Raw genomic sequence first — 17904 nt, 5'->3', positions numbered from 1 at the left:
TGTCATTGGTCATGAGTAATTGGGTGTCCAAGTCAAAATACCAGTTTTGGGGTCAAATACCGCACCACCAGGAAGATTAGGAGCCCAATAGGTCAGTTTATCGCGATCGCTGTCATTGGCAGCAACTTTAATTTGTAGGGTTTTACCTTCTGCACTACGAATAGTTATACCACTGTCGTTAGTAGCGATCGTTCCACCGGAAACCGCAGGAGTTGTAAATACGGGTTTATTATTTGCACCTGCGACATTGATAGTAAAGGATTGTGTTGTATAACCACCGCGCAAATCATAGGTGTAAAGGACAACCTTCTCTTGAAGAGTGCTACCTGCAACGGGAGTCCAATTAATTAACCCGTTAGCATCAACTGTCATTCCTGTTGGTGCATCGTAGAGCAGGTATCCTAGGACACTACCATCTGGGTCAAACGCTGAAATTTGATAGCTATAATCTTGACCTAGGGTTGCTGTTGTTACTGCAGTTGAGGTAATGACTGGGGCAAGGTTGGGATACGGCATTGCGTAGATGCCCGGTGTAAATTCAACCCTCAAGGCATCGGGGTTATTGACAGTAATGGTGCGTACTGTTGTAGATGCGCCAGACTTTAATCTTCCATCGGGTAAGCTATCCTTCAAATCAAGTAAATACGCACCAGAATCTGTACGTCCCACTGCGCCGTTGGGGACTCCTGTAAATGTTGCACTTGGGTCAAGTAGCAACATGACAGGTAATAATAAATCCTGGTCTGCCTTACTGGTAATTGTGACATCAAAGGATATTGTCCCCTCAGCGCGGTGACTTCTAGCATTGCTGAAGTTAAAATCAACTAGACTAGAGAAATTGGATACAGTCGTAAATCTCTCGCTGTATGCTGTTTCTAACTCAACGCCTGCGGTACTCTTGATATTTTGCAGTACCTTAAATTCATAATTACCCGCATCAAAGGTGTTGAAACCAAGCAATGCAGATTTCGTTGCTGTATCGTAGCGTACTGATACGGGATTAATGATGTTGCTATTACCACCAATTAACTGGTAATTATTTGGATTGAGTACCGACGCCAGATAGTTGCTTGCGCCTGCAAACATATCCGAGTCGAAGGTAACGGAAATAATGTTTTGTGGCAATGCAACGATCGCATCTTTAACCGGGTTAGTAGCAGAGACTTTTGGTGCGAGAGTCGGATTGAGGACATCGATTTGACCGGAATGGCTGATTAAAACCCGACCATCGGGAGTCACTTCAATATTTTCACCCCATGTGGTACCATCCTGCTTGCCAGTCGCTACTTTGATATGTTGCAGCGTTGCTAAATCCACCATCAATACGTCACCGTTATTGGTGGAAACAAATGCCAATCCAGCCAAACGGCTACCAGTCGCCCCAAACGCCAGGGAATCGACTTCTTCAGAGAAGGATAGCATTTGTTGGGCACGACCTTTGGCATCAAATTTGACAACAAGCCCTCTGTCCGGCCATGATGTTCCCCACAAGCTACCATCAGGAGCAAATGCCAAACTGTCAACCCGCAAGTCACTGTAGTGAGTAAATGTTTCCGCGATCGGGTTGAAAATTTCAATTCCGTTTCCGGAAGAAACATAGATCGACCCTGTTGTTGGATGAATTGCCAGTGTTTGAGTGATGCTATCACCGTATTGCTTGACAATTTGACCAGTTTGTGAATTAAGTTGCAGTAACGGACCACCACCTGTAGTCGCCCATAGCGTACCATTACGGTCAACTGACATATCAAATATGGGTTGCGATAGCGTCACTAGGGGAGTGGGGGAAGTTTGGGTTCCTTGTGAGGAGAAGCGATAGAGAGAACCACGGTTAGTTCCACCACTTGCTAGTACTGTACCATCTGGTAGGACAGCGATCGCCATCGCGCCAAGATTACCATGACTCTTAGGTATACCTGTTGCAAACGCACTTGCACTAAACGGACGCAATACAATTTCAAACTCAGGTTTGTTGGTAGTGGGTAAGGTTGCGGGAGTATTATTCTCGGCTTTTGCTTGAATAAATAACTCGTTGGTGGAAATTTGTTGCGATGGTGGTGCGGGTGGTAGGATATCCGGTTTGGTAGTAGCACTAACAGTAGGAATACTACCTAAGTTGACACTAAATCCATCGTTGGGGGTGATAATTCCCAATGGGGGCGCTTGTTTGTTACCTGCATTGTCAGTTGCGAGGGCGAGGAATTCGTATCTTGAACCTGCTAAACCGCTATATATTGCTTCTTTTTCTTGAGTTTGCGACTTCCAGACTTTGAAATCACCGCCATTTTCGGCAACGTAAACGGTGATATGTTTGACACCAGAACCAGAAGCATCATCAGTTGCATTCCAGGTTACGCGATAATCGGTTAGTGAGGGGGAGAGGGAGGGAGTGAGGGAAGGTGAGTTTTCACTATTGAGTGGAGTTACGTTAAGAGTAGCAGTGGGTGCAACGCCATCAATAATATTTACGATGCGATTGGTATCGATGGGGGAAGCAGTATTAAACAGGACTTTTGCACTGCTGGTAATTTCTGTTCCCGTAATACTGTTTTCCTTGGCTGCAATGGTGTAGCTAACAAATCCCGCACCTGCTCCTTTGGCATCGTTGGGTAATAAAATACCAACATTCGGGTTTTGTACAACTTCCAGAGTATTGGGGTCAATGGCTTCTAACAACCAACTCGCGGTGTTGGTGGCTAAGTCAATTCCCGCACTGACTCCTAGAATAAACCCTTTAGTCGCAGTAAAATCAAAGTCCCCTTGGAAAAAACTCCTCCCTGTCGGAATATTGACTTGAATATCACCCAACTTAATCCCCCCAAGTTGGAAGGTGCGTGGATCTAAGTCACTATCGAGTTTGGTCACTAACTGAACTTTGCCTACTGCTGTTGGTGCGGTACCGGCGTTTTCAAACCGGATCGTGTAGGGAAGTTCAACACCAACTGGGATAATATTATTGTTGCCGTAACCTAAGGGTCCGGTAAGGGAGACGAGGTTACTGGTACTGCTGGGTGTTATAAAGGCACTGTTAAAATTGGGTGCAGGGATGGCGACACCGGGAGGTAGTTCTACTCTGGCGTCTTTAAATGGAACGTAGATATTAAATGCTTGCTTTTGCGTCGCTCTTGACAATCCCCGGTCAAATTGTTGGAGGTTGGGAATGTCGTTGCTACCAATTTTACTGGCATCGTGACCGTACCATTTGCGGATGTTTTCAAAGAAGCTCACCAAATTACCTGTGGAGGTGATTGCTTGACCCGCAGGTCCTACCAACAACCCGGTAGCTAATGTCGCCATTAAACTAATAACTTGCGGGTTTTCTCGGATGGGAGGAGCAACGTTATCCGGTCGCAGCAGCCCAGCTTGTTCTAAGGCAGCTAGGAATGCGTTTGTCCAAGTGTCGGCATCGGCGGCTAAAATGGTTAGGGTGGGGGTTGCTGTTTTATCTTGGAGAATAGCAGAACGCAACCTCAGAGCTTCAAGTTTTTGTTCGGCGACAAATTCAGCACGGGTCATCGCCGTTGCGGTGGCGACAATGGGGAATTTGAACGCCAAATCGTCACCATTTAAATCCTCTAACAGTTCTGGTTCGCGTTGCAAGAGTTCCTGGAATCCAGGGTAGATTTGGACGCTGAAGTTTGCACCTGTAAATCCGGCGTTTGGTAGGTCGAGGATGTAACCGGGTGCGAGGATTTGTCCGTTGAGGTTAACATTTGAGACAATCGAAGCCCAGGGGACGTCATCCAGTTTTCCTTGGGGATTGTTTTGCGGTTGTCCGCTTAAGTTTGAGCTAAATTGTACGTAAGGAAGTTCCAAAATTGGGTTTGAGCCAAGTTCGGGAATGCCAAAGCTGAGGTGGACGTAAGGGGTGTCGATATTTGTTAAACTTTTCACCGATACGGCGTAATTACCAGTTTCCCCAGGCGCAAGTATATTTGGTCCGCCCAGTCCAACGGTGACATCAGTTTCAATGGCGCGTTCGATTAAATAGCGGTATGGAACGATCGCACTCTCGCCATCAGGGTTCGTAACTTTTACATCATACAACCCGTGGGGAGCATTCCTCAAATCAAAGATGGCGGTAATCTTGGTACTGTCTACCACCTCCCAACGGTCGGGAATATATTCGCCAATTCCCGGACGCACGAGTTTGACTGTTGCTCCTTTCTGAAATTGCGCCCCGGATATGGTGGTCGTAACGTAGCGGCTGTCACCACCTCTGTCAGTCGCTATATCGGTGATGCCAAATGGTAAGGCTTCTGCTTTAATGGTTACAGGTGTTTCATTTCCTGAGATTCCACGTAATAATACGTAGTATTTGCCTTGTTGCGTGTTGGAAACGATCGCGGTTTGGTCGGAACCAATGATTCCCTTTGAGGCGGTGATGTATTTTGTGCTGGTGGGGGAAACGTTAAAGCCGACGTAAATTTCATTCCCACTCGCCTCAGTTCCATCCGTTGTGATGCGGATTGTTTGTCCCGCATCGACGTTCAGTTCAAATAGCCGTTCTTGTCCTTTGGTCAGAGTTGTTGCTTGACCGACATTCAGTTGCAACCCAGAAGCATTCACTTTAAATGAATCTTCTGATGCTTTCAAGTTGTTGCTTTCCCCACCTTCAACTCCTTCGTAAACTTCATTGAAAATATCAGTGCGGACGATGAGGCGGTAGTTATCTGGAGTAACTCCCGGTAAGAAAATATTGTCAGATATATCGATATACTGTTCGTAGCTACCTGGAGTCAGAGTGGTTGGGTCTATACCAGCAAGAGTTCCACTGAAAGTTTTGCGCCCGATTAAGCGATCGCCAATATCCCATTTGTCATCATTAGACAAGTAGACCGCATCTGTCCAACTTCCGGTCATGGAGTTATTGCTATCATTAACAACACTCCATTTCACCGTCACGGGGTCTCCCACTTGGGTGCTATTAGGAATGGTAATATTTGTGACTTTTAAATCGACAGGTGGTGGCAGTTCAATAATCAGAGGTTGGGCGCTATGCTTATTGTTATTGCCTTCGTTACTACCTTCAAACACGTTACCACGTGGATTGGATAGAGTTGGGTCAGTCACAACAAAGACATAGTACGAACCATCAAGGTCGGTAGGGAGATAAAAGCTGGAAGAATTAGTATAACTGGAATTGCCATTCAACCCACCAGTACGTGGAATGGAACCAAGGTAGCGGTCAGCTAAGATATCGAGTTTGCGATCGCGTGAGAGGTAAATTAAATCGTTCCACTCGCTTTGTCGCGGTGGTGTGTTTCCTCCGCGATTGGTAACGGTATATTCAAGGTTGAGTTTTTGTCCTCTCAAAGCACGCTGTTCTTGAACTTCAAGTGCGGTGACTTGCAAGTCAGGTGCTTCGGTAAACTCAATATATAAATCTGCTAACGCTTGGTTGTTATCTTCCTTACTAAATTCCGGTACGCGAGCCATTTCACGGCTCACATACCACTCAAATCCCAGGTTATTCTCTCTGTAGGGAGCAAAATTATAGTTCGAGTCGGTAAACACTATGACTTTGAAGTCACCAGATATGTTATCTGGAAGGATAAATTCCTGACGTTGGGTGTAGGATTCACCTTGTTTTAAGATACCAGTGCGCTTGTACTCACCTAGGAAAATATCTTGAGCATCCAAACTATTATCGTCTTTACCGATGGAAAGATATACGCGATCGTACCAAATGCTTTCGCGGGTATCTCGCGTACCAATATTGCTAACCTTCCAGTTGACAGCTATAGTTTCCCCGGAGGTGGGTGCAATTCCCGGTTGAGGAGTTTCGATTTGAAGGTTGCTAATTTCTAAATCGGCTTCGCGGAAGATAACTGGAATTTTTGCCGATTTATAATTATTCGAGGTATCTTCATAGGCACTGGTTTCATATCCTACACGTTCCCAATAGTTACTTAACCAGCCTGTCGCTGGTAAACCACCACTTCTTGAAGCATCCGCTAGGCTCAAGTTCGTAAAGACGTGGATGTAATAGTCGTCTTTAATACCGACAGGGAGGGTGACGGTTTGCTTTTGGGTGTAAGATTGACCCGTACCCAATCCAGATTTCGGGAGATTTTGCGCGAACAATCCCAAGAAAGTGGCGTTGCTACCATTAAAAGTACTTTCTTTAGAAATCCAAACTTCATCGTACCAGTATCTTGTTCCCTCCCAGACAGATGCACCATTGTTTGTGACCGTCCATTCAATTGTCGTGGGGTCACCAGAATAGTTGGGGGTAAAGGTTTTGATATTGGTGACAGCAAAATCGGCACTTATGCTGGTGACAAGAGTAGGAGCAACATAAGTATTGTTGTTGGTATAGGGACCTTCCCAAATTTCTTTTAATGGATTGGTTGTGACGATAATGTATTGACCCGTCGCACCAGGGGAGAGGACAGTTTCTAACTCACTCGTGTAGGTAGCTGAGCGTGCGAGTTGTTGGTCGCGTCCAACATTGCCAAGATACCATTTTACCGTAGATGCTTCGAGGCTAGGTGCATCGGTAAGGTAAACCTCATCATACCACGACCCAGAGGTAATATCGACATTTCCATTATTCTTGACCGTCCAAGTGACTTTGAACGGTGTTCCACCCATTGCCACTTCAGTTGGCGTGACCGATACAATTTGTAAATCAGGAGCGGCGGGTAGTAAAACTTCTATTGGACTTGATGCGTAATTGTTGCTGTCAAGTTCGTTGGCGTCGTTTTGATTGGAATTATTACTAAAGGTATCTTCGTAAACATTATTGTACGCATCCGACCAGACTGTGATGTACCATTGTCCACCTTGTAAAACAGTTGGTAGTGTTACCTCAACTTCGTTTTCGTAGAAGTTGGTACCGTTGTAATCATTTTTGATTTGAAGCGTTCCTGTATGTGTGAAATTCCCTAGAAGAATATCTCGCTCGCCACCTTCTCGACTGTTAGAGGACGGACGACCAGATGTGCGCGTCAGCCAAATTGAGTCAGTCCAGCGATCGCGATCGGTTTCACCAGCACCAGAGTTAGTAACTTTATAGTTTACCTTAATTTTTGCCCCTGCAAACGCTTGGTCGGGGCTGACAACATGATTTGCAACCAAATCTGCAGGTGGTAGCGATGTTATCTTCAATTCCTTAACTAGAGTATTATTTCCATCCTGTGGGTATTCGTTGATACTATTTCCTGCATCAGTTTGGACGATAATATATGCGCGGTCGCGGAAATATTTGGGAATTTCAAAGTTAGCTAAATCGTGTTTGTATTTTCCAAGCCCTAAAAGAGCGCTATCGTTATTGAAGCTGCCAATTAAAGTATCGCCACTATCAATAAAACCATCTAAAGATAAGTACACATTATCAACCCATTTGCCTTTGGCTTCAACTTGACTGAGGTTGATGATTTCAAAGCTAGCGAATGCGGTACCTCCTGCAGAAACGCTTGTTAAAGGTACATCTATACTGTTGACGCGCAAATCGGGACGGTTGGGGAGGATAACTGTCAGATTGGACGTTGAAGTGAGGGTGTTGTTGGCGAGTGCGTTTGCTTGTTCGTACACGCCACGATTGCCGTACCTATCAGCTATATTGGTTTCAACAACAACTTCATAAGTCCCTTCAAGGCGAGAATCTAAGGTAAATGATTCGGTTTGGGTATAAAACTTACCTGCAACCAGTCCGTTTGTTTGCTTGAAGCTTCCCAAACCATATACAAATCCCGTGGCGATGTTCCGCAAGTAAACAGAGTCATACCACTCTCCACCCCCATCACCGGTATTGAGTGCATTGGAGTTAAATACCTGCCATGTGACGTCAATTTTACTACCTGCAAGTGCTTCGGGTATGGTGCTGATGCGATTGACGAATAAGTCAGGTGTGTTACCCCGTGCGATTTCAATGGCTTGAGAGAATGAGGTGTTGTTGTCGGTGTAGATAAATTCGTAAGGATTGTTACTACCGGCGGTGGTGACCCCAAGGTAGTATGTACCAGGTTCAAGGTCGTAGGGTATGAAGACATCTCGAGAGCGGGTGTAGGTGTTTTTCCCTGACTCGTGAGAAAGTGCGCCGGTACGGTCAAAAGAGTCAAGGGTGCGAAGAATTTCAAATGAACCTGTTTCTGTTTTACGTGCTAGCTGTACTCTGTCGTACCAAGAAGCGCTATCAGTGACACTAATCCCAAGGTTTTTCACTTCCCAGTTTACCCTGAAGAACGATCCGGTGCTTGCGGTTGCGTTTGTTTCAACTTTTGTGACAACTAAATCTGCATAAGGTTTGAGGGCGACGGCGAATTGAGATGGCGATCCGGCGGTGTTATTGGCTTCAAGTCCGTTTTCAAATACCGAATAAATGATTTTGCCATTCTCATCTCGGATATCTGCGTCTGTTTGAACAAATAATTTATACTTGCCCTGTAAGTAGTTGGGAAGCGCAATGACTTCCGTTCTCTGGTAAAATGCTCCTTTTGCCAGAGCACCTTCATGTAAAAAGCTTGCCAATACAATATCGTCGTTATTACCTATTTCTGAGTCAGCACTGGCAATAATGCGATCGTACCATTTGCTAGCTTGACCCGCACCTGTACCGTTGGTGGTGTTGGTGACCGTCCAATTTACCCCAAGGGTTGCAGGTGCAGGGACTTGGTCGCGCAAGATGAGAGATGATGATACCGTAACGTTCGATACAGCTAGATCTGCGTATTCTCCTAGTTGAATTTGTACCGCACTGTAGGCAACATTATTTTCTTCACCTGATATTTCTTTGACTTGGCCATCGGCATCAGTAACTAGAAGTAAGTAGTAATTACCACTGAATTCTATAGGTAAGTCTACATCAAGTTGTGTGGTGTAGTTGCTGCTTGCTCCTAGGGGGCGATCGTGCTGGAACTGCTTGAGGAACAAATCGCTAGAATCAAACTTATTATCTATTGATAGATAGATGCGGTCTACCCAATTATCTGTAACTGATGCCGTACCAGTATTGCTGACCGACCACCCCAAGGACACAGTTGTACCGGATGTGACTGTGGTGGGAGATGTGGTAATAGTTGGTACAAGGTCAATCGAGCCCAGAGTAATGGGGATAGCTTTAATATTATTATTTTCGTTTGTTTCCCCCTGTAAATTGGTGCGATCTCCTACAAATAGGAGGTAGCGGTTACCTGTAGTGGTGAAGGGAATAGTAATTTTACGCGTAACGGGGTAAGTGGCTTGTGAGGCTAATGGGGTGTTGTCTGCGTTCCAATAGTCAGCAACAGAAGTATCTTGGGCATCGAGGTTGGTGTCATCGCTCAGGTAAATGCTATCATACCAATCAGCAAAAGCGTCTCCAATACCGGAGTTAGCAACCGTCCAAGAAACGTCAATAGTCTCACCCAAGATGGCACGATTTGGAGCGGTGGCATCAGAGACAATTAAATCGGGAGCATTAATTGTGAGGGGTAAGAAGCGTACATTGTTGCTTTCGTTACTCTCGCCTTGTGTATTATCGCGGTCGGTGACAAAGAGCAGGTACTTGTTACCCCGTATTGTGCCAGGAAGAGTAACATTCAAGGTTTGAGTATAGTGAGTCAGCGCCGCCAAGGGCGTTTCATTGGTTGCTGATAAGGCACCCAGTTGAGTGTCGCTGTCATCTAAGGTTGTATTATCCGACAGGTAAACCGAGTCCCACCAATCTGCCGGGGCGGTAATATTCCCCGTGTTAGTCACAGTCCAGCCCACCTGAATTGTTTGGTTTACGCTTGCAGTTAATGGAGCAGTCGCAGCAGTTAGTTCAATATCCGGCGCACCCAATTCAATGGCAACTGGTGTGACATTGTTATTGTTGTTTGTCTCAGGTTGGTAATTGTCAAGGTCAGTCGCAAATAATAAATACCAAGTTCCTTGTTCGACCTTAGGAAGGGTGATATTGAGCTCGTTGGTGTAACTCATCCCTGCAGCCAGTGGCGTGTTTTCTCCTGCCCACTGGTAGCCAATTGATGTGTCATTGCTATCTAAAGTCGGGTTTGCTGAAAGGTAAACATGGTCCCACCAATCAGCCAGCGCTGCGCCAGTTCCCTGGTTAGTGACAGTCCAACTCACTGAAATTGTTGCACCCAAAATGCTGTTTTGTGGAGCGCTCACAGCAGAAACAACTAAATCCGGGGCTGTCACCGACAAAGCTACAGAACGTACATTGTCTGTTTCATTGATTTCTGCAAGTTGGTTACCATTGTTGTCAGTGGCAATCAACAAATACCAGTCACCAGGAGTGACAGATGGGATAGTCACGTTGTGGTTTTTACTGTAGCTTGCACCAGATTCTAGAGGGCTTTGATTGGCTGCCGATAGGTTACCTAAGTAAATATCGTTACTATCTAAAGTAGGATTGGCAGACAGGTAAACAGAATCCCACCAATCAGATAGGGCATCCCCCGTACCTTGATTTGTCACCGTCACTGAGATATTGATGCTCTCGTTCCATGTTGCTGTGGTGGGCGCACTGGCCTGAGAAACTTGGAGATTCGGTGCCTTAACAAAGAAAGGTATGGCTTTGGTATTGTTGTTGTTATCGGTCTCACCTTGGGCATTGTTGGCATCGGCAACAAACAGCAAGTATTTACTACCAGTTCCCGAGTGAGTGGGGATGGTAATGTTCTTGCTAGCTTGGGTGTAACTGCTATTGCCCGACATTGGCATAAACTCTGACGCGCTGAAGCTAGCAACAAATTGATCGGTGCCGTCTAGGATCGTGTCATCCGACAGATAAATTTGGTCGCTCCAAGTAGTCGCCGCCGTCTGTGTTTCAGTGTTTGTGACCGTCCACTCAACCTGGATAGTTTCGCCCCAAGTGGCAGCAGAAACCCCAGTGCTAGCACTACTGACGACTAAATCCGGTGCAGTTAGGGTAATCGGGACTGCCCGGAGATTATTGGTTTCGTTTGTTTCACTTTGTTGGGAACCTGCATCTGCAACAATCAGCAAATAGCGATTCCCCACAGTGGTGTTGGGAATGGTAATGTTGCGGTTAAAGTTGTAGGTTGCACCCACAGCAAGTGGGGTTTTTTCAGCTACGTTTTGATCCGAAACCGCCACATCGCTAGCATCAAGAGTTTGGTCATCAGACAGGTAAATTGTGTCGTACCAGTCTGCGGTTGCCTGTCTGTTGCCTTGGTTGAGTACAGTCCAGTTGAGTGCGATCGTTTCTCCCAAGACAGCTGTGCTTGGAGCAGTGGCGGTGGTAATTGTTAAGTCCGGTTCCGCATCCCCAATGACAATCGGGATTGCCCTGATATTATTATTTTCGTTAGTTTCTCCTTGAGCATTATGGATATCTGTGACTATCAACAGATAACGACCCCCGATTGGGATGGTGCTTGGCAACGTTAAGAGCTGGCTAACAGTGTAGTCATTCTCAACTGCTAAAGGAGTCAAGTTACCCATCCATATTTCTTTAAGCAGGGTATCTGTACTGGTGTTGAAAGTTGTGTCATCTGATAAATAGATGCGATCGTACCAGCCCGTATTAGCACTTGTATTGCCCTGATTCTTCACTTTCCAGCTTAGCTCAATCTGCGTGCTGGGATAGCTCTTAGCAGGGGCAGTGGCATCAGTGACTACCAAATCAGGAGTTAGGACTGTAATTGGGACAGCGCGGAGGTTGTTGGCTTTGCTGAGTTCACTCTGGTAGTTGTAAGCATCAGCGACAAACAGCAAGTATTGACTGCCTGTTCTGTCTTGGGGAATTGTAATATTACGGTTGAGGCTGTACTCCCCGTTTGCTGCCAATGGTATTTGAGACCATACCCATTGATCTCCAACTCTGGTATCGCTAGCATCGAGGGTATTATCGCTGGAGATGTAAACAAAATCATACCAGTCTGCTGATGCACTTAATGTACCCGTGTTCTTAACCGTCCAAGAAACAGAGATATTCTGCTGCGTTGATACCACGCTTGGGGCTGTTGCGGTTGTAACCTCTAAGTCTGCATTCTCACCCGTAATTGTGATGGGGATTGCCTTGACATTATTGCGCTCGTCACTCTCATTTTGATTGTTATACCGATCGCTGACAAATAGCAAATAACGGCTTCCGGGTTGACCTACTGAATTGTTGGGTAAGGTGACATTGATGTTACTGACCGTATAACTACCATCAACGGCAAGTGAAGTTTCTGTGTCTATCCAACGCTCATTCAGGTAAGAATCGGAACTATCGTAAATGGCATCGTTGGATAAGTAAATGTGGTCGTACCAGCCACGACCATACCACCAGTTGTACTGAGGGTTTGTAGCAATTTGTCCCTGGTTTTGGACAGTGTAAGACAGCTCGAAAGTAGAACCCGGAGCAACAGAATTGGCAGAAGCACCAGCATCAGAAACTACGAGGTCTGAAGCCTTAATGTAGATAGGAACTGCTTTGACATTGTTGTTCTCGTTTGTTTCGCCTTGGTAGTTATGGCGGTCAGCCACAAACAGCAAGTAACGGTTGCCCGCTTTGACGTAAGTGGGAATAGTTACATTGGAAGTAACGTTGTAGCTAGAGAGAGCCCCTAATGGGGTTGTCTCATAATTCCAATGGTCAGTGATGTATTCATCTGAGCCATCAAAGGTTGTATCGTCTGAGAGATATATTGAGTCATACCAATCCCGTGAGGCGATAACATCTCCAGAGTTGGTCACACTCCACGAGACTGATACGGTTTCCCCTAGTCCTACGGCAATTGGGGCGGTTGCATCAGAGACGACTAAATCGGGAGCAGTGATGGTGATGGGAGTTGCCCAAACGTTGTTTGTTTCGTCAGTTTCGCTTTGATAATTGCCACGATCGCTGACTATAAGTAAATAGCGATCGCCCAGTTTGTCCTGGGGAATCACAAGATCTCCAGTACGAACATCGGTGGCACCTGATGCTAGGGGCTCGGAAGCATTACGGGAAAAATTAGTGACGTAAGTGTCTGTTGTATCAAATTTGTTGTCGTCGGAAAGGTAAACCGAGTCATACCAGTCAGATGCGGCTGATACAGCCCCCGAATTTTTCACCGTCCAAGATACTGAAACAGTATCACCAACTGCCGCAGTTGTGGGAGCACTTCCAGTGGTAACGGTCAAATCGGGAATCGTGATGTCTATGGGGATGGCATAAACATTATTAGCATCACTGGTTTCTGCTTGGTAGTTGCCATAGCGATCGGTGATTACCAATAAATACCATTTCCCTGACCCGGTACGTTCTGGTAAAGTGAATTTCTGACTTTTGCTGTAAGTTCCGGATTCTGCCAGTTGAGCATTAATCCAGAAGTCGCCCATATAGCGGTCTGAATCATCGAAAACGGTGTTCTCAGACAGGTAAACCGAGTCATACCAACCGTTGCTCTGTGTCGGTACGCTTCCCTGGTTCTTCACCGTCCAGTTCACAGTAATCGATTCGCGTTCAGATGCGGTCAATGGAGCTGTTGCCTGTGTGACAATCAGGTCTGGAGGAATGATGGTAATGGGCAGTGCGTAGGCATTATTAGTGCGATTGCTTTCAGGTTTGTCTGGATTGGTGACAAACAGCAAGTACTTGTTCCCCAATCCTGCATTGGTGGGAATGACAATGTTTTGAGCTTGAGTGTAGCTCTCAAGTTCTGCCAGTGGTGTAGTACGTCCCACAGGACTACCCAGACGGGTGTCTTTACTGTCTAGAGTCGTATCATCAGAAAGATAGATTTGGTCAGTCCAGGCACTTTGAGTACTGCTAGTACCTACATTTGTCACTGTCCAGCTGGTGCTGATAGTTTGCCCCAGTCCAAAGGTTGTTGGGGCTGTCACATCACTCAAGCGCAAGTCAGATTCAAGGGGTGTTAAGCGGGCTGGGGTTAAGATGCTGCTGGGAATCACCTGCTTGCTACCGCCTACTGGGGTGTAGCTGAGAGTGACGCCTGCGTACCAATCGTATTCAAAATACTCCAGACGCAAATCGTGCTGTCCCGGCGTTAAGTAGATGGTTGCAGAATGTTCTTGAAAACCATGTACTCCCCCATTGTCAACAACTAAGCGATCGTTAATGTAAAGACGCGCACCATCATCGCTATTGATAGAAAAAGTAACATCCCCCTCAGTGGCAATGTTGATTTTGCCAGTCCAGCGTGCTGCGAAGTGGTCTGTTTGTCCTAAGTTTGCACCAAAGTCGTACCAAGTAGAACCAAAATTGACACAAGGGTCAACTCTCGTCAAAAGGGGAGCGAGGGCATCGTAGTTAGGAAAGTTATTAACAATACCACCAGGTACGTAGTATTCCCCCAAAAGCCCTGTCAAAGTAGTAACATCAAGCAAGGCTTCCAGCGTACCATAAGTCCCATAATTGGGGTTACTTGAGGATTGAGGACTATTTTGGTTTTGGACTGGGCTACCCGATTGCAGTAGGGGTAGGTTTGGATCGGGGTCAACAATGCTGATAGCAACTGCTTTAACATTATTGTTCTCATTGGTTTCACCCAAGCTCTTCCCCCCGTCGGCAGCAAATAGCAAGTACTTGCTGCCTTTTGTAACGGTGTTGGGCACTGAGAGCAGCTGTGTTATTGTGTAACCTGCGCCACTTTCTAACGGCAGTAGCCTTTCGGTTTGTATATCCTTGAGTAATGTATCGGTGTTAGTATCTAGTGTGTCATCATCGGACAAATACACCCAATCTGACAAAGACCCGTACCCGTAGTAGTCGCCATAGTTCCACCGGGGCTGCAATGCACTCCCGTTTCCCTGGTTAGTCACCGTCCAACTGGCTTCGATTCTTGCCCCTGCATAAGCCTGCTGGGGGGCAGTAGCATTAGACACAACAAGGTCGGGAGCCTCAATCGTGATGGGAACTACCTTGACGTTGTTAGACTTATCTGCATCACCCTGGTAGTTGTATTGATCCGCTACAAACAACAGGTAGCGATCGCCGTTAACATTATTTGGCAGGATGACATTTCGTTGAATGGTGTAACTACTTCCAACGGCTAAGGGTTGGTACGAGTTGTAGTTGCCCGAATAAGCATACGTTAAATAAACAGCCTCACTATTGAGTGTAGGAGTGCTAGACAGGTAGACATAGTCATACCAATCATAGCTAGTTGTCGCTACCGATCCAGAATTGGTGACAGTCCATTCAATGGGAATTTGCTGCCCAACGACTGCTGTACTAGGAGCGGTTGCTGCACTCAGCGATAGGTCTGAATTCTGCCCGTTAATAGTAAACGGTACGGCTAAAACGTTATTGCCTTCGTTAGTTTCGCTTTGGTAGTTGTTGGTATCGGCAACGAACAACAAATAACGATTCCCCGGACTGCCAACAAATGAAGTAGGTAGTGTAACATTTTGCTCCACCGAGTAGCTGCCCAATGGCGCTAACTGTATTGAGTTGTAGTTAGAGGTAAGATAGGTATCCGAACTGTCATAAACCGCGTCGTAGGATAGGAAGACGTGGTCGTACCACTGACCTGTGCTGGTTGTATCCCCAAGGTTTTTAATTGTCCAGGAAACGTCAATACTGTCTCCTGAGTTAGCGCTGGTGGGGGTATTTGCCTCTGCAACCACTAACTCAGGTGCATTGATGTAGATAGGAACTGCTTTGACGTTGTTATTCTCGTTAGTTTCACCTTGGTAGTTATCGCGGTCTGCAACAAGCAGCAAGTAACGATTACCCGCTTTGGCATGGGTGGGAATGGTCAAGTTGTGGGTGGCGCTGTAGCTAGTATTGCTAGCTAAGGGAGTTAACTCACCCGTCCATTTGTAGGAGATGTACTGGTCTGAGTCATCTAGGACTTGGTCATCTGAAAGGTAAAAATAGTCATACCAATCACCATCAGCAATCACGTTTCCCTGATTTGTTACTTGCCAGTTCACGGTAATTTCCTCGCCCAATGTCGCGCTACTGGGTGCAGTTGCATCAGCGACAATCAGGTCTGGAGCGTTCACTTCAACTGGAATTGCTTTAACATTGTTGTTTTCGTTTGTTTCGTATTGATTGTTGTTAGCGTCAGCAACAAACAGCAGGTAACGATTTCCCAAAACAGTATTGGGGATAATAACAGTCTTGGTCAGGGTATAAGTGTCTCCAACTGCCACAGGTGTACCGGATGTACCGGAATCAAACACACTCACATATTGGTCTGACCCATCCCAGGTGAGATCGTTGGACAGATAAATGTGGTCATACCAACTGTGGGTAGCTTCTACGTTCCCTTCATTTTTCACCGTCCAAGTTAACTCAGCGCTGCTACCTACTGTCACCCCAACCGGTGCAGTTGCTCCTGTCACGACTAAATCCGGTACGGTAATATCTATGGGAACCGCCCGGACGTTGTTGGTTTCACTTTCCTCAATTTGATAATTATCGCGATCGGCTACAAATAGCAAATACTGTTTTCCTGCCCCGATGCGCTCTGGGAGTGCCATATTTGTGGTCACTGTATAACTGGCACTAGGTGCTAATGGCGTTCGATCGCCAGTCCCAAGATAGCCCATGTAGCGGTCTGAGTTATCTAGGATGGTGTTGTCTGATAAGTAAACGTAATCATACCAATCGTTTGTCGCCACCACTTCCCCCTGATTGGTGACGGTCCAACTCAGGGCAATTATGCTTCTTTCTGCGGCTGTGGTCGGTGCAATTGCATTTGTGACCAGTAAGTCTGGCGCACCAACATTCGCATTCAGAGTGTACGTTCCTGTTACATTGTTACTATAACTCGTCACTCGAACTGTATACTTGATGCCTTCAATTGGCGTCCACCTCAGCAACGAGCTACCACCTTCACCAGAGCCATCATCGTTAGCGATGACTTGTCCTGTGTCTGCATTTATCAGCTGTAGATAAGTGTCAAAGCTCGGAGACGATAAGTTGAGGGTGACCAGTTTTCCGACTGTGAAATTAATCAACTCGTAATCATCACTAAAACTACCATTGCGAGTCGGATTCATCACATCCGTTGTGCTCAAGTCACTATTGACGGTGCCATTGTTAGCAGAAATTGTTGGTAATGCTAGTTCTGCTGCATCGTTAATAGGGTCATTCCCTCGAATCAAGTTATCTAAACCCGCTATGAGCAGGCGTCGGGTTCCTCTTGGTAATGTCGGGCTCATGACTCTGTCAGTCCCCACATGGTCTATACCAAGTACGTGCCCAAACTCGTGAGTTATGACTGTCAGTAAATCTACTCTCCCAAAAGCAGGATCGGTTTCATTTGCCAGCAGCTCGCTTGCTGACACAATATTGCTAAACTCACTATCCTCAGCCACAGAAGAATCGACAAACCACCCACTTCCTGCGGCGTCTTCATCCAGAGTCACAACGTCTCCTTCAGTCCAACCCAGTTGATAGCCTGGTAAATCCGCAATCAGCAGTTTGACATTTTCAAGCTGCTGTTTGTCCTCTTGAGTGATACCCAAACTAGCCCAACGTGCTGCAGCCTCATTACGGAAAACTTCTAAGATGGAGTCTGTTAATTGGGTTTTCGTTGACAAATCCCCGGTCTCACCAAGCTGAGTGATGGCATACTGCGGTTGGGTTTTACCCAGAACTGCATTACTTACAGCGTCGAATGGAATAGATGGAGTGCTGCTTGCAGTTAGGATAGGGCTTGAGTTAATCTCATCCTGACTTAAAATACCAACTAATGGGGTATCGCCAGTGCCTCCTGTAAGGGGATCTGTGTTCGTAACTGAACTTCCAAGTGATGTTTGTTCTCTTAACTGCGGGCTTGGAACTATGGTATTGGGTTGTTCAAAAACAAAAGTCGAAGATACTGGAGTGTTGAAGAGGTCTGTGCTGGGAGACCCAACAGGTGATGTCGGGGGATGACTTGGAGAAATTTCTTTTTCAGTACTCAATATCAACGAATCTGGAAACAAGGATGTTTTTGACCCGTCATTTAACGACAATGAGTCATTTGTGGAGAAAATCTCATTCATCCCTGACATATAGACCTC

General features: G+C 46.1%; 1 protein-coding gene. It reads right to left on the bottom strand.

The genetic code is table 11. The features are described from left to right. Positions 1-9: 9 nt before the first annotated feature. Positions 10-17895 (bottom strand): CARDB domain-containing protein, encoded by a 17886-nt coding sequence (locus ACYRY3_RS29310; protein ID WP_460205195.1) that lies wholly within the window; start codon positions 17893-17895, stop codon positions 10-12. Between the last annotated feature and the right edge of the window lie 9 nt (positions 17896-17904).

Source organism: Scytonema sp. NUACC21, assembly GCF_054684315.1.
The sequence above is the reverse complement of the archived record's forward strand: the minus strand, read 5'-3'. Positions and strand labels throughout refer to the sequence as shown.

Coding starts and splice junctions, on each gene's coding strand:
- ACYRY3_RS29310 (WP_460205195.1), bottom strand. CDS start 17,895: ATGTCAGGGATGAATGAGATTTTCTCCACAAATGACTCATTGTCGTTA.